This is a genomic window from Amycolatopsis sp. NPDC088138, assembly GCF_044741685.1.
Taxonomy (GTDB): Bacteria; Actinomycetota; Actinomycetes; order Mycobacteriales; family Pseudonocardiaceae; genus Amycolatopsis.
The window spans coordinates 623,186-646,328 of record NZ_JBIUTB010000007.1 but is presented as its reverse complement, the minus strand read 5'-3'; the positions used below and the strand labels follow the sequence as shown (position 1 = coordinate 646,328).

The 23,143-nt window shown below is 66.0% G+C and carries 23 protein-coding genes; 10 read left to right on the top strand and 13 right to left on the bottom strand.

Features of this window, described 5'->3' with window-relative positions:
* Positions 1-128 precede the first annotated feature (128 nt).
* Positions 129-2,555, bottom strand: coding sequence for a D-alanyl-D-alanine carboxypeptidase/D-alanyl-D-alanine-endopeptidase (gene dacB, locus ACIOD2_RS39735; RefSeq protein ID WP_400550156.1), 2,427 nt, complete (start codon positions 2,553-2,555; stop codon positions 129-131).
* A 176-nt stretch (positions 2,556-2,731) separates the two neighbouring features.
* Here dacB and ACIOD2_RS39730 point away from each other — a divergent pair, with 176 nt between their 5' ends.
* Complete coding sequence (locus ACIOD2_RS39730; protein ID WP_360666903.1) at positions 2,732-3,250, top strand: inorganic diphosphatase; 519 nt, start codon at positions 2,732-2,734, stop codon at positions 3,248-3,250.
* 69 nt (positions 3,251-3,319) lie between these two features.
* Here the strand turns inward: ACIOD2_RS39730 and ACIOD2_RS39725 are convergent, their stop codons facing one another.
* Both ACIOD2_RS39725 and ACIOD2_RS39720 read right to left on the bottom strand, forming a co-directional pair.
* The gene (locus ACIOD2_RS39725; protein WP_400550154.1) at positions 3,320-4,969 is read right to left on the bottom strand and encodes an MDR family MFS transporter; all 1,650 of its coding nucleotides are present in this window, start codon (positions 4,967-4,969) and stop codon (positions 3,320-3,322) included.
* Positions 4,970-5,036: 67 nt separating this feature from the next.
* The gene (locus ACIOD2_RS39720) at positions 5,037-5,990 is read right to left on the bottom strand and encodes an Lrp/AsnC family transcriptional regulator (protein WP_400550152.1); all 954 of its coding nucleotides are present in this window, start codon (positions 5,988-5,990) and stop codon (positions 5,037-5,039) included.
* A gap of 73 nt (positions 5,991-6,063) precedes the next feature.
* On the opposite strand from ACIOD2_RS39720, the gene ACIOD2_RS39715 reads away from it, so the two are divergent.
* Positions 6,064-6,825, top strand: a complete 762-nt coding sequence (locus tag ACIOD2_RS39715; protein WP_400550150.1) for an inositol monophosphatase family protein — start codon at positions 6,064-6,066, stop codon at positions 6,823-6,825.
* Positions 6,826-6,879: 54 nt separating this feature from the next.
* On the opposite strand, the gene glyA is transcribed toward ACIOD2_RS39715, so the two are convergent.
* The 5 genes from glyA to ACIOD2_RS39690 form a co-directional block, all read right to left on the bottom strand.
* The gene (glyA, locus tag ACIOD2_RS39710) at positions 6,880-8,148 is read right to left on the bottom strand and encodes a serine hydroxymethyltransferase (protein ID WP_400550148.1); all 1,269 of its coding nucleotides are present in this window, start codon (positions 8,146-8,148) and stop codon (positions 6,880-6,882) included.
* Between the two features lie 113 nt (positions 8,149-8,261).
* Complete coding sequence (locus tag ACIOD2_RS39705) at positions 8,262-8,666, bottom strand: ABATE domain-containing protein (protein ID WP_400550146.1); 405 nt, start codon at positions 8,664-8,666, stop codon at positions 8,262-8,264.
* Between the two features lies 1 nt (position 8,667).
* Entirely contained in the window at positions 8,668-9,090 is a 423-nt protein-coding gene (gene rplK / locus ACIOD2_RS39700) for a 50S ribosomal protein L11 (RefSeq protein ID WP_400550144.1), read from the bottom strand.
* Between the two features lie 39 nt (positions 9,091-9,129).
* Positions 9,130-9,651, bottom strand: a complete 522-nt coding sequence (locus tag ACIOD2_RS39695) for a gamma carbonic anhydrase family protein (protein WP_400550142.1) — start codon at positions 9,649-9,651, stop codon at positions 9,130-9,132.
* Between the two features lie 24 nt (positions 9,652-9,675).
* Positions 9,676-10,263, bottom strand: coding sequence for a TetR/AcrR family transcriptional regulator (locus ACIOD2_RS39690; protein WP_400550140.1), 588 nt, complete (start codon positions 10,261-10,263; stop codon positions 9,676-9,678).
* Between the two features lie 123 nt (positions 10,264-10,386).
* Between ACIOD2_RS39690 and ACIOD2_RS39685 the strand changes: the two genes are divergently transcribed.
* Positions 10,387-10,842, top strand: coding sequence for a GreA/GreB family elongation factor (locus ACIOD2_RS39685; protein WP_392760250.1), 456 nt, complete (start codon positions 10,387-10,389; stop codon positions 10,840-10,842).
* A gap of 110 nt (positions 10,843-10,952) precedes the next feature.
* Here the strand turns inward: ACIOD2_RS39685 and ACIOD2_RS39680 are convergent, their stop codons facing one another.
* Positions 10,953-13,667 carry an NACHT domain-containing protein gene (locus ACIOD2_RS39680; RefSeq protein ID WP_400550137.1) on the bottom strand — a complete coding sequence of 905 codons (2,715 nt, stop codon included), beginning with the start codon at positions 13,665-13,667 and terminating at the stop codon, positions 10,953-10,955.
* Positions 13,668-14,277: 610 nt separating this feature from the next.
* On the opposite strand from ACIOD2_RS39680, the gene ACIOD2_RS39675 reads away from it, so the two are divergent.
* Complete coding sequence (locus ACIOD2_RS39675; protein WP_400550135.1) at positions 14,278-15,111, top strand: serine/threonine-protein kinase; 834 nt, start codon at positions 14,278-14,280, stop codon at positions 15,109-15,111.
* Between the two features lie 48 nt (positions 15,112-15,159).
* On the top strand, positions 15,160-16,416 hold the full coding sequence (locus tag ACIOD2_RS39670; RefSeq protein ID WP_400550133.1) for a hypothetical protein: 1,257 nt from the start codon (positions 15,160-15,162) through the stop codon (positions 16,414-16,416).
* Here the strand turns inward: ACIOD2_RS39670 and ACIOD2_RS39665 are convergent.
* The 4 genes from ACIOD2_RS39665 to ACIOD2_RS39650 form a co-directional block, all read right to left on the bottom strand.
* Complete coding sequence (locus ACIOD2_RS39665; protein ID WP_400550131.1) at positions 16,390-17,322, bottom strand: hypothetical protein; 933 nt, start codon at positions 17,320-17,322, stop codon at positions 16,390-16,392. The genes ACIOD2_RS39670 and ACIOD2_RS39665 overlap by 27 nt on opposite strands.
* 77 nt (positions 17,323-17,399) lie before the next feature.
* Positions 17,400-17,807, bottom strand: a complete 408-nt coding sequence (locus ACIOD2_RS39660; protein WP_400550129.1) for an NUDIX hydrolase — start codon at positions 17,805-17,807, stop codon at positions 17,400-17,402.
* Complete coding sequence (locus ACIOD2_RS39655) at positions 17,804-18,463, bottom strand: NUDIX hydrolase (RefSeq protein WP_400550128.1); 660 nt, start codon at positions 18,461-18,463, stop codon at positions 17,804-17,806. The genes ACIOD2_RS39660 and ACIOD2_RS39655 overlap by 4 nt, the downstream gene beginning before the upstream one ends.
* A 134-nt stretch (positions 18,464-18,597) precedes the next feature.
* The gene (locus ACIOD2_RS39650; protein ID WP_400550126.1) at positions 18,598-19,026 is read right to left on the bottom strand and encodes a transcriptional regulator; all 429 of its coding nucleotides are present in this window, start codon (positions 19,024-19,026) and stop codon (positions 18,598-18,600) included.
* 164 nt (positions 19,027-19,190) lie between these two features.
* Here ACIOD2_RS39650 and ACIOD2_RS39645 point away from each other — a divergent pair, with 164 nt between their 5' ends.
* The 5 genes from ACIOD2_RS39645 to ACIOD2_RS39625 are packed head-to-tail and all read left to right on the top strand — an operon-like array spanning position 19,191 to position 23,127.
* Positions 19,191-19,466: a helix-turn-helix domain-containing protein gene (locus ACIOD2_RS39645; RefSeq protein WP_400550124.1), complete on the top strand. Its 276-nt coding sequence runs from the start codon at positions 19,191-19,193 to the stop codon at positions 19,464-19,466.
* Complete coding sequence (locus ACIOD2_RS39640) at positions 19,460-19,807, top strand: WhiB family transcriptional regulator (protein ID WP_400550122.1); 348 nt, start codon at positions 19,460-19,462, stop codon at positions 19,805-19,807. Before ACIOD2_RS39645 ends, ACIOD2_RS39640 begins: the two co-directional genes overlap by 7 nt.
* Positions 19,804-20,136: a hypothetical protein gene (locus tag ACIOD2_RS39635; RefSeq protein WP_400550120.1), complete on the top strand. Its 333-nt coding sequence runs from the start codon at positions 19,804-19,806 to the stop codon at positions 20,134-20,136. The genes ACIOD2_RS39640 and ACIOD2_RS39635 overlap by 4 nt, the downstream gene beginning before the upstream one ends.
* 23 nt (positions 20,137-20,159) lie before the next feature.
* On the top strand, positions 20,160-20,945 hold the full coding sequence (locus ACIOD2_RS39630; protein WP_400550666.1) for a hypothetical protein: 786 nt from the start codon (positions 20,160-20,162) through the stop codon (positions 20,943-20,945).
* On the top strand, positions 20,935-23,127 hold the full coding sequence (locus tag ACIOD2_RS39625) for a cell division protein FtsK (protein WP_400550118.1): 2,193 nt from the start codon (positions 20,935-20,937) through the stop codon (positions 23,125-23,127). The genes ACIOD2_RS39630 and ACIOD2_RS39625 overlap by 11 nt, the downstream gene beginning before the upstream one ends.
* The last annotated feature ends 16 nt before the right edge of the window (positions 23,128-23,143 follow it).

Sequence of the window (23,143 nt, the reverse complement as noted above, 5' to 3'; positions counted from 1 at the left end):
CCGCACGCTTCGCACACGGAGAGGTACTGATCCGGCCCAAAGTAGGCCGACCCCGCGCAAGTAACCGTTGATACCAAGCCATTCGGCCGTGACTGTGGTCGGATCGGTACCCATCGGCGCAGTACTGATCAGCCGCAGCCGCACTTGCGCAGGCCCGTCGCGAGGACGTCGAGGGCGTCCCGGCCGGCGTCGGTGTCCGAGCCGTTGGACATGAACGCGAACACCAGCACCCGGCCGTCCTGGTCGAGGACCACGCCGGCGAGGGTGTTGACGCCGGTGAGCGTGCCGGTCTTGGCCCGCACCCAGCCGCGGCCGGCCTGCGAGCCGGGGGTGTCGAACCGCTTGTCGGCGAGCGTGCCGGAGCCACCGGCCACCGGCAGCCCGGCCAGCATCGCGCGCAGCTTGGCGGTGTTCGGGTTCTTGCCCTCGGGCGCCGCCGCGGCCGCCATCAGCTGGGTCAGCAGCTTCGCCGGGATCCGGTTCAGCGTGGTGATGCCGCTGCCGTCGGTCAGCTCGACGCCCGAGACGTCGAAGCCGTGGTCCTTCAGCACCTTGATGGTCGCGGCCGCGCCGCCGGCGAAGCTCGCTTCCTGCCCGTTGGCCAGGGCCACCTGCCGGGCGAGGGCCTCGGCGAGGACGTCGTCCGACAGCTCCATGGTGTCGGAGACCAGCTCGGTCAGCGGCGCGGACTTGACCTCGGCGAGCACCTTCGCGCCCTTGGGCGCGGTCGCCTGGCCGCCGGCCGAGGCGCTGAGCTTCGAGGCGATCGTCCCGGCGAGCGCGCTGCCCGCGTTGGCGATGCGCTGGGAGTTGTTGTTCTTGGGGTCCATCCGGCCGGAGTCCGCCATCACCGACGAGATCTGGGTGGCGAACGTCGACGGCGCGTCGCCCGCGGCCCAGCCCGGCGCGGTCGTCGCGCCCTTGAACAGGCTCAGGTCGACCTGCACCTTCTTGACGCCCGGGTGGGCCTTCTTCACCTGCGCGACGAGGTCGTCGACGTGCGCGGCGCCCGGGTACAGCGGCGACTCGGTGCCCAGCGGCAGCGCGGTGAGGGTGGGGTCACCGCCGCCGACCAGGATCACGGTGCTCGGATCGGCACCCTGGACGATCTTCGTCGACAGCCGGGTGTTCGGGTCCAGCGACAGCAGCGCGGCGGCGGAGGTGAGCACCTTCGTCGTCGACGCCGGTGTCACCGGCGACGTCGCGTTGTGGTTCCACAGCTCGGTGCCGCTGACCGGGTCGACGACGCTGCCGGTGAGCTGGCCGAGCGCGCTGTTGCCGGCCGCACTGGCCAGCGCGGACTTGACGCCGTTCGCGGTCGGCACCGTCCCGGACGTGTTCGGCCCCTGCAGCGCGCGGGTGGCCGCCGCAGGGTCGGGGCTGTCGCCCTTCGGGGCGTTCGGCGCCCAGGGCAGGGCCAGCCGGTTGGACACCTTCGGCAGCGACGCGGCGACGCCGAGCCCGGCGAGCACCACCAGCACGAGCGCGCCGATCAGGATCAGCTTGCGCTTGCTCTTCTTCTTCGGCGGCTCCGCGGCGGTGGCCGGTTCGGCCGCGGGCGGCTCGGGAACCGGGGGCTCGGCCTGCGGTTCGTTCCGGGGCTGCGGCTGCTGTTGGAAGGCGGCGGGGAACTGGGTGGGCCGTTCGATCCCGACGGTCGCCTCGGCGTCGAACTGCCGCCCGTCCGGCTCGATCCGCATCGGCCGCGCGAGCGACCCCGCGGACGCCGATGGGACGATGCCGCGCGGCGGCTCCGGCGGCAGGCCGGGGCGGCGCTCACCGGGCTCGGCGGGCCGGTCGCCGCGGTGTTCCCGCAGGTCGATGCGCTGCGCCCAGGGCGCGTCCGGCTGGGGGCGTTGCTGCTGCTGCGCGTCGGCGCGCTGCTGGTCCTCGCGGCGCTGCTGCTCGTCGCGCCAGTGCTGCAGCTCCTCGCGCCACGGCTGCTGCGACTCCTCCGGCCCCTTCGCCTCACCCGGCTCCGCCTCCGGCGACCCGCCGGGCCAGACGTTGCGCTCGACCGGCACCACCGGCGTCGGCTCCGGCTTCTTGAGGTCGAGCTGCTTGACGTCGATCTGCCGGGTGCTCTCGGGGTCCCACTTCGGCTCGGCGGGTTCGGCCGGCTTCGCCTGCTCCTGCTTCTCGAGCTGCTTGACGTCGATCTGGCGGGTGCTCTCCGGGTCCGCCTTCAGGTCGTCAGCCGCGGGCTCGGCGGCCTTCGGCTCAGCAGGCTCAGCGGGCTTCGGCGCCTGCTTCGGCAGCTTCGGCTTCGGCGTCCCGCCGAGGCGGTCGGCGAGGTCCTGCTTGACCGCGGGCGGCGACGGCGGCTCGACAGGCTCGGCGGCGGGCGCGTTCAACCCGGGCACCGGCTCGGGCGCCACGTTCGGCGCGAACCACGAGCCCTTCGGCGCCTCACTGCCTGTGACCTTCGGCACGCTCACCCGTTCGGCGGACTCCGGCGGGCTGTCGGGCAGCGACATCGGAGTGGTCTTGCCCGCGCCCGACGACGAGCGGTCTTCGTCCGACGAAGGCCACATCGGCTGGTCGTTTTCCGGCACCCACCACTCCTTCTCACCTGCCCCGGAAGGGGCCAAGCTCACATGCCGAGCAGCCGACATCGATGCGACCGCGAGGCAGGGCGTAGTCCACACTAGGAGACGTCAAGACAGCCCTTGAGGTTGCCGCCTGCGTCGCGCGGGCATGCCGTATCTACAAAGAAGCAGTGAGGGACGCCGTGGAGTTCGACGTCACGATCGAAATCCCCAAAGGGGAGCGCAACAAGTACGAGGTCGACCACAAGACCGGCCGCATCAAGCTGGACCGGACCCTGTTCACGGCCACGCAGTACCCGGCCGACTACGGCTTCATCGACGACACCCTCGGCCAGGACGGCGACCCCCTGGACGTGATGGTGCTCGTGCAGGAGCCCACGTTCCCGGGTTGCCTGATCCGCTGCCGCGCGATCGGCATGTTCCGGATGACCGACGAGAAGGGCCCGGACGACAAGGTCATCGCCGTTCCGTCGAACGACCCGCGCCTGGAGCACCTGCGCGACATCCACCACATGAACGAGTTCCACCGCCTCGAGATCCAGCACTTCTTCGAGGTGTACAAGGACCTCGAGCCCGGCAAGAGCGTCGAAGGCTCGTCCTGGGTCGGCCGCACCGAGGCCGAGGCCGAGATCGGCCGCTCGTACGAGCGGGAGACCGACCGCCTGGCCAAGGAGAAGGCCGACGGCGGCGCCGCCCACTGACGGCACGCACGGAAGAGGCCCCTCGGATCCCGAGGGGCCTCTTCGCATTTCAGCAGTCGTTTCAGCTGGTCAGTGCGCCAGGGCGAGGGCGGGAGCGTCCTCGGCCTCCGCGCGCTGCTCCATCGCGGACTTGTCCGACAGCGGCTTCTCCTTGAGGAACCACACCAGGGCGAACCCGACGGTCAGCACGATCCCGCCGACCAGGAACACCGTGCTCATCGACTCGGCGAAGCCCTGCAGGATCGGGCGGGCCAGCACCGGGTCGAGCGAGGACAGGAACGACGTGTCGTTGACGTCCAGGCCGCTCTTCAGCTGCTGCGCGAACTCCGGGTGCTGGGCCAGCGCCGCCGTGTAGGCCGGGGTGGCGATCGCCGAGCGGACGGCGTTCGCGATCTTGTCGCCGACCGTGCCGAACAGGATCGACAGGAACACCGCGGTGCCCGCCGTGCCACCGATCTGCCGGAAGAACGTCGCCGCCGAGGTGGCGACGCCGATGTCCTGCGGGCGGACGTCGTTGGTCGCGGCCAGCACCAGCGTCTGCATCGAGGCGCCGAGGCCGAGGCCGATCACGAAGGCGATCACCATGACGAAGGACAGCGAGGTGTCGGCGGAGATCGTCGACAGCGCGAACAGCGCCGCCGCCATCAGGCCGATGCCGGCCACCGCGAACATCTTGTAGCGCCCGGTCTTGGAGATCAGGCGGCCGCTGGTCAGGCTGGCGATCATGATGCCGAGCGTCAGCGGGAGCATCTGCAGGCCGGCCTGGGTCGGCGTCGCGCCCTTGACGATCTGCAGGTACAGCGGCAGCGACATCATCGCGCCGAACATCCCGGCGCCCTGCACGACGGTGACCAGCGTGGCCATCCGGAACACCGGGCGCTTGAACAGCCGCAGCGGCAGCAGCGCGGCGTCACCCATGCGGCGTTCCTGCCAGACGAAGGCGGCGACACCCAGCGCGCCGACCGCGTACATCGCGATCGAAGCGGCCGAACCCCAGCCCCACTCGCGGCCCTGCTCGGCGACGATCAGCAGCGGCACCAGCCCGACGGCCAGCGTCACGGCGCCCCAGTAGTCGACCTTCTGCTCGACGCGGGTGTGCGGGAGGTTGAGGACCTTGCTGACGACGACCAGCGCGGCGAGCGCGATCGGGACGTTGACCAGGAACACCCAGCGCCAGCCGGTGATGCCGGCGAAGGAGTCGATACCGGCGAAGAAACCGCCGACGACCGGGCCCGCGACGCTCGAGATGCCGAACACCGCCATGAAGTAGCCCTGGTACTTGCTGCGCTCACGCGGCGCGGTGATGTCGGTGATGATCGCCAGCGCCAGCGACATCAGGCCACCGGCACCGAGACCCTGGAACGCGCGGAACGCGGCCAGCTCGTACATCGACGTCGCCATGCCACTGGCCAGCGAGCCGATCAGGAACAGCGAGATCGCCGTCAGGTACATGGGCTTGCGGCCGTAGAGGTCGGACAGCTTGCCGTAGAGCGGCGTCGAAAGCGTCGCGGTGATGAGGTACGCCGTGGTGGCCCAGGCCTGCAGCGACAGGCCGTGGAGCTCGTCGGCGATGGTGCGCATCGACGACGAAACGATCGTCTGGTCGAGTGCGGCGAGGAACATCCCGAGCATCAGCCCGGACAGGATGGTCAGGATCTGACGGTGCGATAGCCGGCCTTTCGTAGCGGCTGCTCCTTCCGCCGTGGTGGTGTCGCTCATGGTGGTCTCCCTCGGACTGAGCCTTCGTCGTAGTTGCTTGTAGCTGTCAACTACTTGCCTTGGCCAACTATTCCGCGGAAGCTTGTATCGTGCAATCAAATATCCTGTGACCCTGGTCTCCCACCCGCTTGACGGCCCTCGCGACCACCGTGACCTCGGCGGACGGCACGTCGAGGCCGGTGACGAACGTGTAGAGGTCAGCCAGATCACGGCACCAGACGGCGGCCATCAGGTTGGTCACGCCGGTCGTGGCGAGGGTGCCGTGGACCATCGGGTGCCGCGCCAGCACGCGCCCGACGTCGTCGAGCCGCCCGGGCGGGACGGTCATCCAGACGTTGGCGTCGACCGTCAGGCCGAGGGCTGTGACGTCGATGTTCGCGTAGGTGCGGATGCGTCCGGACGCGGTCAGCCGGTCGAGCCTCCTTCGCACGGTGGATTCCGGCGCTTCGGCGGCCAGCTCGCCGGGGCCGAGGCGGGCGTCGATCGCGAGCCGTTCGAGAAGCCGCCGGTCGAGTTCGTCGAGGGTGACGTCGTCACCGGGCGGCGGCGGGGTCAGGGCGGCGACCTCGACGCCGGTGAGCAGGCCGGTACGCCACCAGGTCGCGTCGGAGAAGACGTGGAGGATCGAGTGCGCGCGCAGCTCGGTGACCGCGGAGGTGGACGGCAGCGCGTCGTGCACCAGCCGGCCGTCGAGCCCGCCGAACGCGACGGCGCTGATCTCCTCGCCGCCGGCCAGGATGTCGACGAACAGGACGTCGTCGCGCTTGGCGAGGGCGTCGGCGATCACCGGCGTCCGGCCGCGGAGGACCTTGACCCGCAGAAGCAGCGCGCCGCGCAGTCCGTGCGCGGGGTTCGGCACGCAGACGACCTTGAGCCGGCCGTCGGCGGCGAGCCGGGCGATGACGCGGGTGACGGTGCGCGGCGAGAGGTCGAGGACCTCGGCGATCCGGCCGGGTCCGGCCCGGCCGTCGACCTGCAGAGCGGAGACGACACGCTGTTCGATTTCGGTCAGCAGCTGCATCAGCGAGTCCGTTTCCGCTCGATTCCTGGCGTTGGAGTACCTACTAGCGCCGACCGAGCGTAACCCTGAGCGCATGCTGAAATCAGTGATCGACATCGTGGAAACCCTGGCCACCGGCATCCGTGCCCCGGAACAGCCGCCCACTTCGCTCGGCGACCTCGCCACGACGTTCTCGGCGATCGACGACCCGCTGGCCGCGAGCCTGCGCGCGGCGCTCGCCGAAATCCGGCCGGACGCGGGCTGGGTGGACGAGTTCGAAGACGTCCCCGGCGGCGAGGTCTGGGTGGTCGACGCGCTCGACGGCGCCGTCCAGCTGGTCCAGGGCCTGCCGCAGTACTGCGTCACCGTGACGCTGCTGCGCGACGGCGAAGCGGAGCTGGCGGTGCTGCACTCGCCGTGGCTCGGCGAGACCTACTCGGCTTCGCGCGGCGCGGGCGCGTGGCGGAACGGGACGCCGATTTCGCCGTCCCGCAAGACTTCCCTGGACGCGGCGGTCGCGGCGACCAGCCAGCCGCCGTTCGTCACCAAGCAGCCCGGCGTCTCGGCGGCCGCGGGCCGGTCGCTCACCGACGTCCTCGACGAAGTCGCCGCGGTCCGGAACCTCGGCCCGACGTCGTGGCAGGTCGCCGACGTCGCGGCCGGCCGGCTCGACTTCTTCTGGCAGTACGGCCGCGACGCGACGAACCTCGTCGGCGCGGCCCTGATCGCCCGCGAGGCCGGTGCGGTGGTCACCACCGCCGACGGCACCCCCTGGACCCCCACCGCCCCCAGCTTCCTCGCCGCCGCCCCGGCCCTGCACCCCCAGGCGCTCGCCGCCCTCGCCGGAAAGCCGTGAATGGCCCATTGAGGGACTTGGAGTCCCTCAATGGGCCATTCACGGACTTGAGCGTCAGGCGGAGTAACCCGGGATCGGGAACGGCGCCAGGAACTCGCGGATCTCCGCGGCGATCGTGTCCAGGGAGGACTCGTTCTCCGCGGCGGCCGCGGTCACCGTGCGGTCGATCCAGTCCGCCACCTGCACCTGGTGCTCCGGCAGGAGCCCGCGGGTGGTGATCGCGGACGTGCCGAGCCGGATGCCCGACGGGTCGAACGGCTTGCGCGGGTCGAACGGCACCGTGTTGTAGTTCAGCTCGATGCCCGCGCGGTCCAGCGCCTGCGCGGCCGGCTTGCCCGCGACGGCCTTGTTCGTCAGGTCGATCAGCAGCAGGTGGTTGTCCGTGCCGCCGGACACGAGGTCGTACCCCTTGGCCAGCAACGCATCCGCCAAAGCTCGAGCGTTGGCGACGATGGTGTGCGCGTAGTCGCTGAACGACGGCTGCTGCGCCTCGCCGAGGGCGACCGCGATGGCCGCCGTCGTGTGGTTGTGCGGACCGCCCTGCAGGCCGGGGAACACGGCCTTGTCGACGGCCTTCGCGTGTTCGGCGTCGGAAAGGATCATCGCGCCGCGCGGGCCGCGCAGCGTCTTGTGCGTGGTCGTGGTGATGACCTGCGCGTGCCCGACCGGCGACGGGTGCGCACCACCGGCGATGAGCCCGGCGATGTGCGCGATGTCGGCGACGAGCACCGCGTCCACCTCGGCGGCGATCTCGGCGAACGCCGGGAAGTCGATGGTGCGCGGGATCGCCGTGCCCCCGGCGAAGATCAGCTTCGGCCGGTGCTCGCGGGCCAGGTCACGGACCTGGTCGAGGTCGACGCGGCCGGTCTCCTTGCGCACGCCGTAGCGCACCGGCGTGAACCACTTGCCCGTCGCGGAGACGCTCCAGCCGTGCGTCAGGTGGCCGCCGTCCGGCAGCGCCATGCCGAGCACGGTGTCGCCGGGCTTCGCGAAAGCGAGGTACACGGCCAGGTTCGCCGGGGACCCGGAGTACGGCTGGACGTTCGCGTGGTCCGCGCCGAAGACGGCCTTCGCGCGCTCGATGGCGAGCTGCTCGACCTGGTCGATGAACTGCTGGCCCTCGTAGTACCGCTTGCCCGCGTACCCCTCGGAGTACTTGTTGGTGAGCACGGTCCCGGTGGCTTCGAGCACGGCCTGCGAGACGTAGTTCTCCGACGCGATCAAGCGGATCTTGTCGTGCTGGCGCTTCGCTTCGTCCTCGATGAGCCCGGCGATCGCGGGATCGGCGGTGGCGAGCGCGTTCAGTTCCGGCTGGTGGGTCATGGGCGTACTCCGGCTCTGGAGTGGCCTTCACCCAGGCGCGCGGTGCCGGCCTCGTCGTCGCTTCCCGGTGGTGCTCCACCTCGATGGCGCCAGTCGCTGCTGCGCGGACCAGACTAGTGCACCCCGCTCGAGGCCCGGCGGTGTTCGGCGCACCACCTGCGGGTGCAGCCGGAGGTGCGGTCGCAGAACGGCCGGGCGCAGGTCGCGCACCGCTTGACCCGGCGCCAGCCGCCGACGGTGACCAGCTCGGCCAGGCCCGCCGCGGCCGTCGCCAGCTCGCCCGTTTCCGCACTGGACGTCACGTACACGATGCGCCACGCCGAGCCGGCGCCGACGAGCCGCGGCCGCGCACCCGCCCCGGCCAGCACGGCGTTGAGGCGGCACGCGGCCGCAGGCTCGTCCGGGAGCTGCGCGACGATGCCGCCCAGCTCGGGATTTCCCTGGCGCAGCAACCGTTCCGCCACCCCGAGCTCGGGGTCCAGCGCCCGGAACGGCGGCACGATCGTGTGCTTGCGCATGTCAGTCGACGACCACGACACCCATCGACCGGGCGGTACCCGCGATCGTGCGCATCGCCATCTCGACGTCGGAGGTGTTCAGGTCCGGCAGCTTGCGCTCGGCGATCTCCCGCAGCTGCTGCGTCGTGATCTTGCCGGCGACCTCGTGCCCCGGCCGCGAAGATCCCTTGTCCCCCAGTGCCTTCTTGATCAGGAAGGCCGTCGGCGGGGTCTTGAGCCGGAGCGCGAAGGAGCGGTCCTCGAACACCGAGACCACGACCGGCACGATGTCGCCGCGCTGGTTCGCGGTCGCCGCGTCGTAGGCCTTCTTGATCTCGACGAGGTTGACCCCGGTCTGCCCCAGCATCTTGCCGAGGTCGACGACCGGGGCGTTGCCCGCGGCGAGTTCGAGGGTGGCCTGGTGAGTGAGTTTCTTCGGAGCCATGGCCCGAAGCTAGAGTCTCCAGTTACTGGAGAGTCAACCTCAATCGACCGGCTTGGTCCCGGCGCGGTGCCGACGGGCGAGCTCCTGGTAGATCGCGGCGTTGTGCTCGACCCACATCCGCGCCGAGTCGGTCAGCGGCACGAACTTCTTCGCCGGACTGCCCATCGCGATGACCTCCTCGGGTACCTCGGTGGCGGGCGTGACCGTCGCGCCGGCCGCGACCAGCGCCCGCGCGCCGATCTTCGCCTTGTCGAGCACGGTCGAGCCGTTGCCGATCAGCGCCTGCTCCCCGATGGTGCAGTCGTGCACCAGGCACTGGTGGCCCACGGTGACGTTCTTGCCGACTTCGCAGACGCCGTCGTTGACGTGGATCACCGAGTTGTCCTGGATGTTGGCGCCCTCCCGGATGATGATCCGGCCGAAGTCGGCCCGGATCACCGCGCCGAACCAGACCGAGGCGTCCTTCTCGACGACGACGTCGCCGATGAGCGTGGCGGTGGGCGCGATCCAGGCGTCCGGGTGGACCTGCGGGCTGAGCCCTTCGAACGAGAACAGAGGCATGTCCGCACCCTAGACGAGCAGTTGCTAGCCGTAGTTGGCGAAGCAGAGCGCCTCGATGTCGCCGCGCAGGGTGGCGAACGGGCGCGGCCGCACCCGCTGCTGGACGACCGTGCCGAGCAGGTACGACAGCAGCGCCCGGGCGCGCGCCCGCGGGTCGTCGACGTCGAGCGGCACCAGCAGTTCGGCCAGCAGCTCGGTGAGCGACGTGAGCATCACGTCGATGGCCTGCGGGTGCTGCGCCCGGCCGGCGGCGATCCAGTACTCGAACCACAGGAACGCGGCGTTCGGGTTCGCGGCGAACACGCTCAGGTACTCCTCGACGACGGCGAACAGCCGCACGCGGGGGTCGTCGCAGGCCGCGGCGACGTCGCGCAGGCCGGAGGCGAACGCGGTGATGTGCGCGGCCATCGCGCGGTCGATGAGGACGTCGATGTCGGCGAAGTAGTAGTGGATCGCGCTCTTGGTGAGCGGCCCGGCGTCGGCGATGGCCCGGACGGTGCACCCCGCGAGCCCGTCGCGCGCCAGTACGACGCGGGCGGCCTCGACGATCTGCTCCTGCTTGGCCAGCTGGTTGGGAGAGAGCCGGTCACTGCGACCGGGGACTGCGCTCACGGTGATTCTCGTTACCTTCTTTCCGGACGTCAGCCCCGAATCCTAGGGCAGACGTCCTGTGAGGGGCCTTCGGGTGAAAAACCGGATTGGCCACCCCGGTCCGCGCAGCGGACAATGCGCGGCATGGTGATCTCAGGGGACAAGGGGCTCAGCCCGGCTGCGCGCAGCCAGCTGGAGAAGGAAATCGCGAACTTGCGCGCTCAACGGGAAGCTCTCGCGCCGCAACCCGGCGAGCAGGAGCGCACGGGCGACGCGGCGGACCAGGCGGACGTGATCGACCGTGCGGAGGCTGCGGCGCGGCTCGACCGCCAGATCGCCGACCTGGCCGCGAAGATGGAACACGGCGGCTACGGCAACGCCCAGCTCCCGGACGGCACAACGGTCACCCTCCGCTTCTCGGACGGCGACGAAGAGACGTTCCAGGTGGTGACGGTCCCGGGCGAAGACTCGGACGCAATCACGTCGGACAGCCCCCTGGGCCTGGCGCTAGTAGGCGCCAAAGCGGGCGACGCGATCACCTACCGCACCCCCCGAGGCGAAGCCAAGGCCACCGTCGTCAAGGTCTCCCCGCCGAAGTAACCCCCCTGCTCACCCGAAGGCCCCCGCCCACAAAGCGGGGGCCTTCGCTCGTCTTCAGAGTGACCCGCGCGGGTGATTCTATGGCAACTGCGACGGTCAGCGATCGCCGCTCACACGCTGTCATCCGCAACCAGAGCGCGCAACGCGTTGCGCCGCTCGTCTTCAGCGACCATCCAGACCTCTGTGGGCACGAAGGTAACGCGCCGCAATTCGACTCCCACCGCCTTCACCTTCCGCAGCAGCAACCGAGGCAGACTTACCAGGGGTAATCGGCGATAAACTCGACCGTAGCGCCCGCCCCACGGCGGATTCACATTTGCAAGGGTTGCATAGGCGACCCTTCGCTCATTCGGGTATACGGCAGCCGTGAACGCGGTACCGAAAAATATGAACGTATATCCAATGACACTCAAAAGCGAAATCGAAAATGAGATCAAGCTACCCTTGGAATCATTGAAGATCGGCGCAAACATAAACCCAACAAACAGGACAACTATGAACGCGAACGACGTGATTGCCAGCCATTTTGACCACAACCGACCAGGCGGAGTCACCGTTCCCAATAGGCTTATTCCATTAACATCGAAGATCGAAGATCTCGACAGTTCCAGCTGCCGAACAATGACCAGTGTCAACGCATAGCTATACATCGACGGCCCCAGAACTCTTTTCGAGTGCCACAAAGAACGACTTTCAGTCGACGGCAGTCGACCCGTGAAGTACCACCGACTCGCCGGATCCAATGAGTCGTTGACCCTTGACTGGAGTGATGTGGGGTCCCGATCGGCGAGTTCACAAGCAACCAGCGCACTGTTCATACCCGCATGGGCGAGTACAACGCTCCACTGCTCCAGCTTTTCTTCACTTCCCGGTACCAACCGGAGCTCTTCGAACTTTTGCAACGCCAATGACCGGAACGCCGGATCGTCGAAGCTCGAAATCACCAGTCCCGGCCGTTCTGCCACCAAATCCATGCCGACCGCTTCAGCGAGCCGGAACGCGACCGGGGCGTCCGTCCTGGCGAAGGTCACGAAGACCCGGTTCAACCTGTTCTTGTCGGACTGGATGAGCGTCGCGAAGAACTCTTCCTTGTGACCGTCGTCCGGGCGTCCGAACAACGAGCGCCACTCCGCTTCGTCCGACAGGACGACGCTGAACAGGTGCAGGCGCCGGAGCCAGTCCGCGTCCCACTGGTCCGACGGGGTCGAAGCCAGCGCCATTTCCTCGTTCCTGCGGTAGTCCAGCCAGAGATCGAGGTCGTACGACTGCGTTTCCAGAAAACAGCGTCCCAGCGTCTCGCTGTCCACGAAGGGAGCCAACCCGACGAGGGCTTCAGTCCTTTCGGACCGGTGAGTGGAAGCCACACAAAACGGAATGACCTCCACCAGGCGGCTCCGCAGCTGCACCTGGGCCGATTTGGCGAAGGTGCTCTGCAGGTCCCTCAGCGCCTTCCACCCGCCGGCGATCCCCTGCGCGAACTCTCGCGCGGCAAGGAACTCGCAAAACGTCAGGTGGATAAACCTGAACGACTCTCTCGAGCGCTCCTCCGAGATGATCCCGGTCTCGTTCAGAATCCTCAGAAACTCGACCTCGGCGACCTCCGCAGACGACTGGAGGACGTCCTGCATCACCTCGATTGCCTTCGACCACCGCAGCGAATTGGTCGGCTGCGCCGGATCGGCGATGTTGTCGCGCGCCAGTCGCCCGAGGATCGTCTCGCGTTGCTCTCGCAGCATCGACCGCGCCTGGAGGCCGAGTTGCCGGCTGCGCCGCCGGACCAGCAACTCCTCCACAACATTCGAATAGAACGCCGTGCGCGTGTCCGGAGCGCCGCCGTCGTGCCGCCCCTCGACGTCACTCGCGACATACATGGCGAGCACGAGCGGGTTCGAGCACATCTCCCGGAGCGTCGGCCGATCGGCCAGTTCACTGTAGATCCGAGTCACGTTGGCTTCGTGACGATCATCGAACGGCCAGCGACTGAGAACCCGGTAGATGCCACTCGGCGTGAACGGTTGGATGGCGGCCACCATGGGGAAGCTGTCGTCGAAGTCCTCGCCGATTTGCTGGTGGAATTGGCTGCGCATGGTCAGGACGATCGAGTTGCCGTCGCTCTTGTTCTCGAGCAGTTTGCTCAGCTCTAGGATCGCCGTGGCGACTTGGGGGTAGGAGTCGCCTGCCACCTCGTCGAGACCGTCTAGGAGGACAACGAGGCCGCGGCCGAGCGCGTAGACGTCGAAGAGCTTCTCCATTTCGAAGCCCTCGACGGTGGCGACAGCACGGCGCAACTCCCCGTAAGCCCACTCGCCGAGGGCCTGTTCATCGTCGGCCGTGACCGGCGGCGAGAAGTTCTTCAACTCGATCATGATCGGCAGCTTGTGCCGGTGGACGCCGTGCAGCCCCTGGTTCAGCATCTGTCGGAACATCTTCTTGATCAACGAGCTTTTCCCGGAGCCAGGGTCGCCGATGATCCGCACTCGCAGCCCGTTGTCAAGCACCTCTTCCAGGAGGTCCTGCGATCCCATCTTCTTGCTGAACCTGAGCGGGACGAAGACCGAATCCGTCTCCAGGAAGATGGAGGTGCGGCCTGGAACCGTGAGGTACCTGTTGCCGGACTTACCCAGCAGGGTGCGGCAGTACCGCCGAAGACTGACGCGGCGCATCAACGCAGTATGGAAAACCCGGCTGAGCGCGAAGAAGACCGCGTCGAGGACCGCGGACGCGTGCTCCTTGAGGAACTTGACCAGCCGACGAGCGAGAAAGAGGGCGATCGGCGTCGCGATGACGGAGATGATCGCCGTCACGGGATCGAACCAGTTGAGCACGCCAACCACTCCTCGCAATCTTACCTGCCGACCCACGCGCACCTTGGTCGCTGCCGGCTGCTCGCTTGTTACCGAAAACGGGACAAACCACCGCGGGTGCGGCGCAGTCCACGCGGCACTCTGCCCTCATCGGGTGATCTTCAGGAACTTTCTGCGTCCGAGACCAGGCGTCTTAGTCACCCACTTAGTCACCCACCAGACGAGTCAGGCCCCATCCGAAGTGCTTCGGATGGGGCCTGACCTGCGGAGCCGCCTAGGGGAATCGAACCCCTGACCTATTCATTACGAGTGTCTGTGATGTTGGTCACTACGCTCGCTACCAGGAACTCTGCCGTCAGCTGTCCAGCTTGGTCGGCCTCCATCGACCCTGATCAGCTGCAGTTCGCAACACGCGTAGCTACACGTGATCTACGAGCACCCAGGCCTTCCCCGTGCGCCTTCCTGCATGCGGACAACTACCTAGAGTAGTCAACTCGACCCCGCTGCGAGCCCCTCGACCATGAATTACAGTTCTCTACGCTTCTACAGCTACGCGCACGATGTCGACAGGTAGCAACACGTTTCGATCACCTTGCGTAACAGGGGTCCGAACGCGAGCGACCCTTCGGACATGTCTGAGGCGCCGCAGTACACACCGAGCCAGGTAGCGTCTGCCCTCAAGGTTGAGGTAGATCAGGTCTTCTGGCTTGGCACAGGATCGTTTGGGGAGACCTGGCGCGTCTCTGACGCTGGGCAAGACACTGCTTACAAGATCTTCTACCGTGACGGCTATCAGCCAGAGCGCCTCGAACGTGAGATCAGCGGCCTCCAGCGAGTAGACCACCGAGGCGTCGTCCGGATCATCAGCCATGGCGATCTGGTCATTAAAGATCGCTCTCGGCCATACATCGAATTCGAGTACATCCCAGGCGGGGATATTGAACACTGGCTCAACAAGCAGTCGCCAGCGAGCAATGAGAACTTGCACCTACTGCTATGGAATCTGCTTGAAGCTGTCGAATCTATGCACGAGGCACAGGTGGTCCATCGAGACATAAAACCGGCGAACATAGCACTACGCGATGGGAATATCGAAAATCCGGTCATTCTGGATCTCGGCTTAGCAAAACCGCTCGACGCTGGATCAATTACTATTTATCCTGGCCACATTGGCACACCGAAGTACATGGCACCGGAACAAATTCGAGCCGAACGTGCACAAATGTTTGCAGATTTATGGGCAGTCGGAGTGGTTGTCGCCGAAGTTGCAATGAGTCGACATCCGTTCTTTGACTTCCAAAACGCAACTATAACTATCGACCAAGCCCTGGCATTGCAAAAATCCACAATTCAACTGCCCGGCGAACTACCCGAAACCCTCGTCAAAACAATTCTTAAGCTGCTGTCATACAAGCCTTACAAGCGCGGTACGGCAACGTCAGCCCTGCGGCTACTAAACGGCTAACCTCACGCCCGACTGCCAGGAATCAATCGGAAATCAAGGGAGCGTGCTATGACATCCAGTGAAGATGACGAGACGTACTGGAGCACTACCGCAGACGAAGAAACTACAGGTATCGCCAAGAGCGGATCACGCCCCGAAGTCGACGGCGCGACAATGCTGGCCACGCTGCACTCGGGAATCCCCGTAATTTTAGCCATGCGTCCCTACCAGAACGCAGCTGCCATACCTGCCTTGATACGTCAGCTTGCTGCTCACAACAAAGGAAAAGTTACACTAGGGGCAATCGCCCCCCTTAACCACATAAAGCCAGACGACCCAACCGAATTTCTGCCAGGTTGCACAGGCGCGACTCTCAAAATCGCAGATCCGGTGACATATCTTTTCCATGGCGACAACTCTACCAAGAAGAAGCCGACCAAGGTTCGCTGGCCATATCAAACGTCTTCGACCGACGAGATTAAAACGGATTCTTGGGCAGAATCCGTGGGGCAGGCCCAACGAGACGTTGGCGCGAACCTGATCCTATCTCCCGGAAACTGGAAACCCGCCGAGGAAGCCGAAGTTGAGATCAACCTTGAAGTGGAGCAATTCGAAGCAATCTCGAAGCAATCAAACGATAAAGAGACATGTGCGCTAAACCTGACACTTGGCTCTACGTGGCTGACTCAAGAACGCACCAGAGATACTTTGCTTGAGTCAATCGTCGCCACCCAGCCGGCGGCCGTCTACATGCGCGTTCTGTGGCCGAAGCTGGCCCATAACTATGCATCGTTGTCAGATGTCAGTATTCTCAAAGGGTATAAGGAGATCTGCGAAACGCTGTCCCAGGAAGACATTCCGCTACTGCTGCCCGACACTGACCTCACAGGTTGGTATCTGCTCGCATTCGGCGCCACGGGTTTCGGAACCGGAGTAACCTCTGGCGCCAGAGCGTTCAAACCTGACCAGGCTGGCGGTGCCGGCGCACCCCGGAAGCCCCGCTATTTTCAACCAGGGATGTTGCACACAGTTCTCAAAACAGAGCAGACGCTGATCGAATCGACCATATCTGGGACCGTATGCAGTTGCCCCTACTGCGCCTTTTCTCGAAGCACAAACATATGGACTCCGGCAGCCGAAGGCGGCCATCATCTCAACAGGATTTCAGACCTGACCTCTGATATCAGTAACCGAAAAACAAGGCGAGCATCCGCCAAGTCGACGATCATAAAAGCGGCGGAGTTTACAGCTAACGTGATGAGACAAATTCCACTAGAGTCGAATTCTCAGCCTAGCCACTTATCCCAATGGGAGCAACTCTTCTAGAAGAAGATTGGCTCCATTCTGCCGCCTTGGGTCGACGCCAGCACTAACGCTCAAATTGCTGCCAAATACATGTGAAATAGGCCCTGATGTAGCATCACTTGAAATTAGATTCAAGATGTACTCGGCAGCAAGATACCTATGCACACGGCTGGCGCCAACCGAAGGGCGATCCCCTCGCCTTAATACACTGACTTGACGAGTAGTAGCATCAACCGAGGCTACTCCGATGCCTAGATTGTCGACCCAAGTCGACTGATTGACCGCATGCATCGCGGCAGATGGCTCCATTGCAATATAGGATCTATCCGCAAACGAGAGGTAGTTCTTTGCTTGCGCCATAGCGCCGCGCCAATCAGTCCGCTTGACTTCCACGGCGATAATCTTGCGAACCGGGTTGACATATCGCCAAGCCGGCGTAAATCTCCCGACCTTGTCCGTCGCAACATGGCCCCGGGAAAGTAATCGCTTCAATGGTCCTCGTCGCAGACCGACAGCCGACAATCCAACCCGTTGCGCAATCTCTTCTGCGGTAAATCCAATCCTTACTCTTTGCAAAATAATAAAGCATCGTAGCTCATTGAGATCCAGGATTGGAGAACGGCCTCCTGCTAACCGCTTCTCGGCAACCCCAGGAGATACTTCGACGAAAAGAATATCGGCAATTCCACATGTTGATACGGGCACTTCAAAATAAGTGCTCCACTGCGCCACTCGTGACAACGTTGATGTCAACTTATTCGAATGCTTGGCCAGAGGCTGCAACATGTCAGCCTCGTAGCGAAACTTCGAAGCAGTTGCCACCTCAGGCGACACGCCATCTATTCTGGTAAAAGTTTTTGCCGAGCCGGCGAGACGCATCGTCAACTCCCGATTTCGATCAATACCTTCACTGGAGGGCGCGGTCATCAGGTTAGTACATGGTTGCCACGCTTGCTTCCACAAGAGATGACAACCACATCACGCTACCTAGCGTGTTACCCACCTTAGAAAGCCAGAGATGCGTCAAGGTGCTCTTGGACAGGACCGTAAAATGGATACGGCACGTACTCGATTAGTTCCTTGCTGTTCGACCAGGCGACCTCGACTAGTTCCTCATCATCGACCACGCTCGCCGTGCCTTCAACGACGTCGCACGCGATGTAGATCATCGTCCGCCCTGTGTTCGGGTGCACGCGCTCGCCGAGCACCTTGACATCGGTCACCGTCAGCCCGGTCTCTTCCTGCGTCTCGCGGACCGCCGCCTGGCTACCTGTCTCGCCAGGCTCTACCTCGCCAGCCGGGAACTGCCATGACAAGCTGCCTTCCTTGACGCGGCGCTTGACCAGCAGAACCTTGCCGTCCTGCACGATGACGGCGGCCGCGATCGGGGGCCGCACCTCGTCCGAACTCACTCCGGGACCTCCAAGGCTTCCAGTATCGGCGGAAAAATCTGCTGGGCCGGGATGAATCGCGTCAATTTCGACTTGTCGATCCAGACGACGCTGACATTCTCGACCACATCCATGTTCTGCGCATCCCCTGTCAGGTACTCACAAAGAACGTACTCGCAGAAAACGTGAGTGACCGGATGCAGGCGGCTGCCGAGCTTGCGCAGGACAGCACAGTGGACGCCCGTCTCACCGAGCGTCTCCCGCACGGCAACCGTCTCGGGTGATGCCCCGGGCTTGACCATGCCGGCCGGGAACTGCCACGAGATCCCTGCCCCGTCTTCTCCGCGTCGGCAGACGACCAGGACGTCGGCGTCATTCACGACCACAGCCACCGCGACGCGGAGAGCCTGCGCGCTCTCCGCGTCCGCGTCGGTCGGGCTGTTCGCCGCCTCGAAGTACTGCGCGAAGCGCGCCTTGACCAGGCCAGGTGCCCGGCTCAACGCCGTGTCGAGTGCATCCTGTATCTCCGCGCGGGGCGTGACGCCAGGCTTCGCATGCCAAGACGCGACCGTGCGGACGGCTACGCCGAGGTGTTCGGCGAACGCCTCATTGCTCATGCGGAATGCGGCTTGGAGCGCGCACGCGGTTTGACCGGCCCACGTGTTCACGAACTCCATGGGCAGCACCTCCGGAACTCGCAAAGTGCACCGTTGATGCACTGCTTGTGCAGTGGACCTGCAGTGATTGTGCATCGTTTGAGACGAGTGTTCGGCGTTGACTGAGAGGCATGGAAACCAGTCATCCGAACTCCTCAGCGGCGGCGCATTTCACGGTCGTTGGAAACGTGCTTGAGCATCGTTTCGACGTTAGCGTTTATCTCGTCGAGCCGCTCGTTCATGTCGCTCATTTGGTTGAGCCGGTCGGTGATCTCGCGCAGCTGGTGTTCGATCACGGCCAGACGGCCCGGGATGTCATCGTCACCTCTGAGCACCGGCTCGCCCAGCTCAGGCGGCCGCCGGCCGGCCAAGACCGCGGCCAGGTGCCCGGCGTGCAGGTCAAGCGCGAGGGACAGCGCTTCAAGCGTGCGATCGCTCCGGCGTCGCTGAGCCGTGTTGTGCTGGATTTCGCGAACTGTCGCCTTGGAGACCTGCGAGCGCGCAATGAGTTCGCGCTGGCTGAGATCAAGCTCGGCCAAGCGCTGATTGATTGCTCTTGCGACTGCCGCCCAGTCTTCCGACACGTATCCCTCCGCGCTCCGCCTCGAAGGCGAGACTAGCGCGACGCGCGATTCCGCAGCCCACTCTCCGCTCTCATGCGGACGCATTCGGGCCCCTCTATGTCCTCGCGGGATTAAATCATCCCCAATTCGAGCACTAAATAGCACTTCGATCAAAGGGTTCTCTCATGGATACCAATCCGAACGTCGGACCGACGTTCTACACAGTCGGGGAAGTTGCGCGCATCCTGCGCGTCAACCCGGTGACGCTGTACCGCGCCATCCGGGACGACGCCTTCCCCGCAGTCCGCATCCGCACTCGCTACGTCGTGCCCGCTGCCGCCCTCAACGAACTGATTGCCGAGGTCACGGCGTCGGGCGGCTGCGTCGACCTTGCCGACCTGATCACCAAACGCCGGATGGAGCGCGAAGCCCATCAGGCGACGGGAGGTGCGTCGTGGTGAGCCGAGACAACTTCAAGGAGATCGCTGCCCACCTCGATCGGTACGCCGTCGTGCCGGAAGGCGTGCTCGCCGAGGTGGTGACCCGGGACGGCCTGTGCTTCTGGGCGTTCGACCGCTCGGAGATGCCCGAGCTGACGGGCGAAGACAACCCCGACCGCGAGCTGGCTGCTCGGTTGTGTGCCGGGTGCCCGGTCATGAGCGAGTGCCTCGAACTCGAACTGCGATCCGCCGGCGCCGGCACCGTCGGAGTCTGGGGCGCGCTGCCCGAGTCCGACCGGCGAGCCGTCTACCAGGCCTGGCGCGAACGCCGGGCCGGTCGTGGGCGGGGTGAGCAGCGATGACGATCAACCTGACTCCGGCTCAGATCCTCGCCGGGATCGGTGTCCTGCTCGTCTTGTTCGCGGTCTCGCGATTCGGTGCACGCAAGGCGCGCCGTGCCGCCGACGCGGCCCGCGCGTCCGCACGGGTCGTCTCGCTGGCCGGACGTGTCCTGTTCACGGGTGCCGCGTTCACGGGGATTCAGTGGCTGGTGATCACGCATCCTGGCAATCCGACGCTGCTGCTTGTGGTGCTCGGCGTGCCGGACCTGATCGCCGCTCACGTACTCACCCGGGCTCTGACAGTCACGTCGATGGACACCACCAGGCGTCACGGCGGTGGTCGGCGATGACGAAACTCCGAGGGTTGGAAGGGATGGCCGCCGCTGGGCGGCCACCCGCCCCGACCAGGGCGCAGCGGCTAGCTAATGACGCAGCCGACGCGGCGGCCGTGCGTCGCTGGAAGGACCATCCCGACGTGATCGCCCTGCGGGTCGAGCACGTCAGGTCTCAGGTGGACAGGCTCTGCTGGTCCGGGATCGTGCTCGGCCTGGCGTTCACCATGGCCAACGTGCAGTGGTTCGCCGCTGCCGGCTCGGACCCGTGGTCGCTGCCGTGGCTGGCTGCTTGGCTGCTCGATCCCACGGTGTCGCTGGTTCTGCTGGCGATCCTGCGGGCGGAGCAGGTGACCGCGCGGTACCAGGTCCACACAGGCCGGTGGGTTCGCGTGGCGAAGTGGCTGGCGCTGGGCGCCACATACGTCATGAACACCTGGGCGTCGTTCGCGGCCGGTTCGCTAGCCGGGGTCGTGCTGCACTCGGTGCCGCCCCTGATCGTGTTCGCCGCAGCGGAGGCGATCACGGATCTGCGCGACAAGCTCACCGAAGCCGTGAACGTGGCGTTCACGGTGGCCGTCGACCACGCCGAACCGGAGGTTCATCAGTCGACGCCCGTCAGCCGGCAGAGGACTCGCCAGATGACAGGTCGGCGCAAGTTGTTCGCTGACTATCTCGCCGACGCCCGGGCTGCCTGGTCGGCTGGAACGGCCGTCACTCCGGCGTGGGTTCGCCAGGTGACGGGCTGCTCGCGTGGGCTGTCACCTCGGCTCGCCGCCGCCCTTGCGGCGGAACTCGACACCGGGGAAGCCAGTCATGAACGCTGACAACGGCGTCTCCGTGAACGGTGCAACGGTCTCCTCTCGGAGCGGGCCCCGCGAGGTCGAGCACGTGGGACCGGTGCTGGACGGCGAACTGATCGATGACACGTTGCCGCAGCCGCGTCGCCGGACAGCGCGCCACCGGTTCCGGCGATGGTGGCTGCACTCGCCAAGGGTGCCGCTATGGCTCAAGAACAGGCCGCAGGCAGCGCAGGCAGCCAAGGACGCGGCCGTGGCGGTGCTGCGGTCGCCGTGGCGCTACCTCGGTGCGGTAGTGCGCGGTGCAGTAGTCGGCGTGCGGTGGTGGCGACGTTGGGTTCGCGTGGCTGACTACCGGACGGCGGCGGAGGAGTCCGAGAAGCTGGCCGACAAGTTCACGGAGATCCGGGAACTGACGCTGTTCCGCTGGAAGGTCACCGGCGCTGTGCTCGCCGCTGCAGCGCTGGTAGTCGCGGTGGTCGATCTCGTTTACGGGGCCGATCCTCTGTGGATCGCCGGGGCCGCCGTGTCGGTGGCGCTGGCGGTTCTCGGGCGGCGGAAAGATGGCAGTCCGGGCCGCAAGCCCGCGTTGGCGGGCCCGCGGACGCTGACGTGGACGATGGACCCGCAGGTCTTGGTGGACGCCTTCCGGGACGCGAAGCTGATCGGCAAGGACGAGTCATTGCGGCTGGTCGAGCGGGCCACGCGGATCGGCGACGGTTGGGCGATCACGGTCGACTTGCCCGCGACCCGTAAGGCTGCCGACGTCGTCAAGAACCGGGACGCGTTGGCGTCAGCTCTCGCGGTCGATGAAGTGCAACTCATCGTCGAGCGGGTTCGGGGCAACGGCGGGCATGCAGGACGAGTGGCGATGTGGGTCGCGGACGAGGACCCCTACTCGTCACCGCCCCTGCGGACGCCGCTGCTCGGGGTCTCTCGGTGGGATGCGTGGCGGCCAGTGCCGTTCGGTCGCGACGCACGGGACCGGCGGATCGACCTGCCGTTGGTGTGGACCTCGCTGCTGGTCGGGGCTATCCCCCGCCAGGGGAAGACCTTCGCCGCGAGGCTCGCGGCGGCCGGCCTGATCCTGGACGCCTGGGTCCGGCTGTACGTGGCGGACTTCAAGGCTGGGAAGGACTGGGACGCCGCAGGCCAGGTCGCGCACCGGTTCATGTCCGGCGACGAAACCGAACACGTCCTGGCCCTGGTCGATTGGCTCGTGGAGTTGGTCGGCGAGGTCCAGGGCCGGTTCCGCCGCATGCGAGATCTGGACGACCTGACGTGTCCCGAATCCAAGGTGACCCCGGACATGTCCCGGGACGGAACCCTGAACATGCCGATCACGGCCGTGTTCATCGACGAAGTACAGGTGCCGCTGGAAGACCGAACACCAGTGACGGTGCAGGGGAAGAAGCTCACGGCGGGCGAGTACGTCGGCGAGTTGCTGACGTGGCTGGCCAAGAAAGGACCGGCGGCCGGCATCGTGCTCGTCGTCGCGACGCAGCGGCCAGACTCGAAGACCATCCCGTCCGGACTGCGGGCTGTGCTCGGCTCCCGGTTCGCGCTGCGGGTGATGGACTGGCGCGACTCCAACATCGTGCTCGGCGAGCAGATGAACACTCGCGGCTTCGACTCGTCCCGACTGCTGCCGTCCCACAAGGGTGTCGGCATCCTCCGCCCGGACGGCGACACCGCCGCCGGGGCTGACGTCCTCGCGATGACCGTCCGGACCTACTACATGCCGAACGAAGATTGGCAGACCATCTGCCAGCAGGGCCGAGCGCTACGGGAGGCGGCGGGGACGCTGTCCGGACACGCCGCCGGGAAGGACACCCGTCCCACGCTCGACCACGCGGCCGTGGCACGCGCCATCGGGTCGAGCCACAGGGAAGCGGCGACGGTGGCGGCTGAACGAGTCGAGCTGCCCGAACCGCTCGCGGCAGTCGTCGAGTATCTCGGCGACGACCTCCAAGAGGGCGGCCGCGACTTCGTGCCGACCGCCGAACTGGTCGAGTCGCTCGACGTCGAGCCGACGGCGTTCGGGAGGCAGATGGGCGACTACGGATGCCGTCCTGAGCGGTTCCGGGTGCCTGGTGAGGACGGCCGGACGAAGCAAGTACGCGGCTACGCGACGGCCGACATTCGGGCTGCTGTCGACGCCGTGGCTGCGGGCAAGCTAGATCCCGGGAGTGGGAAGGACGACCCGTAACCCGTCTCGGTACCCG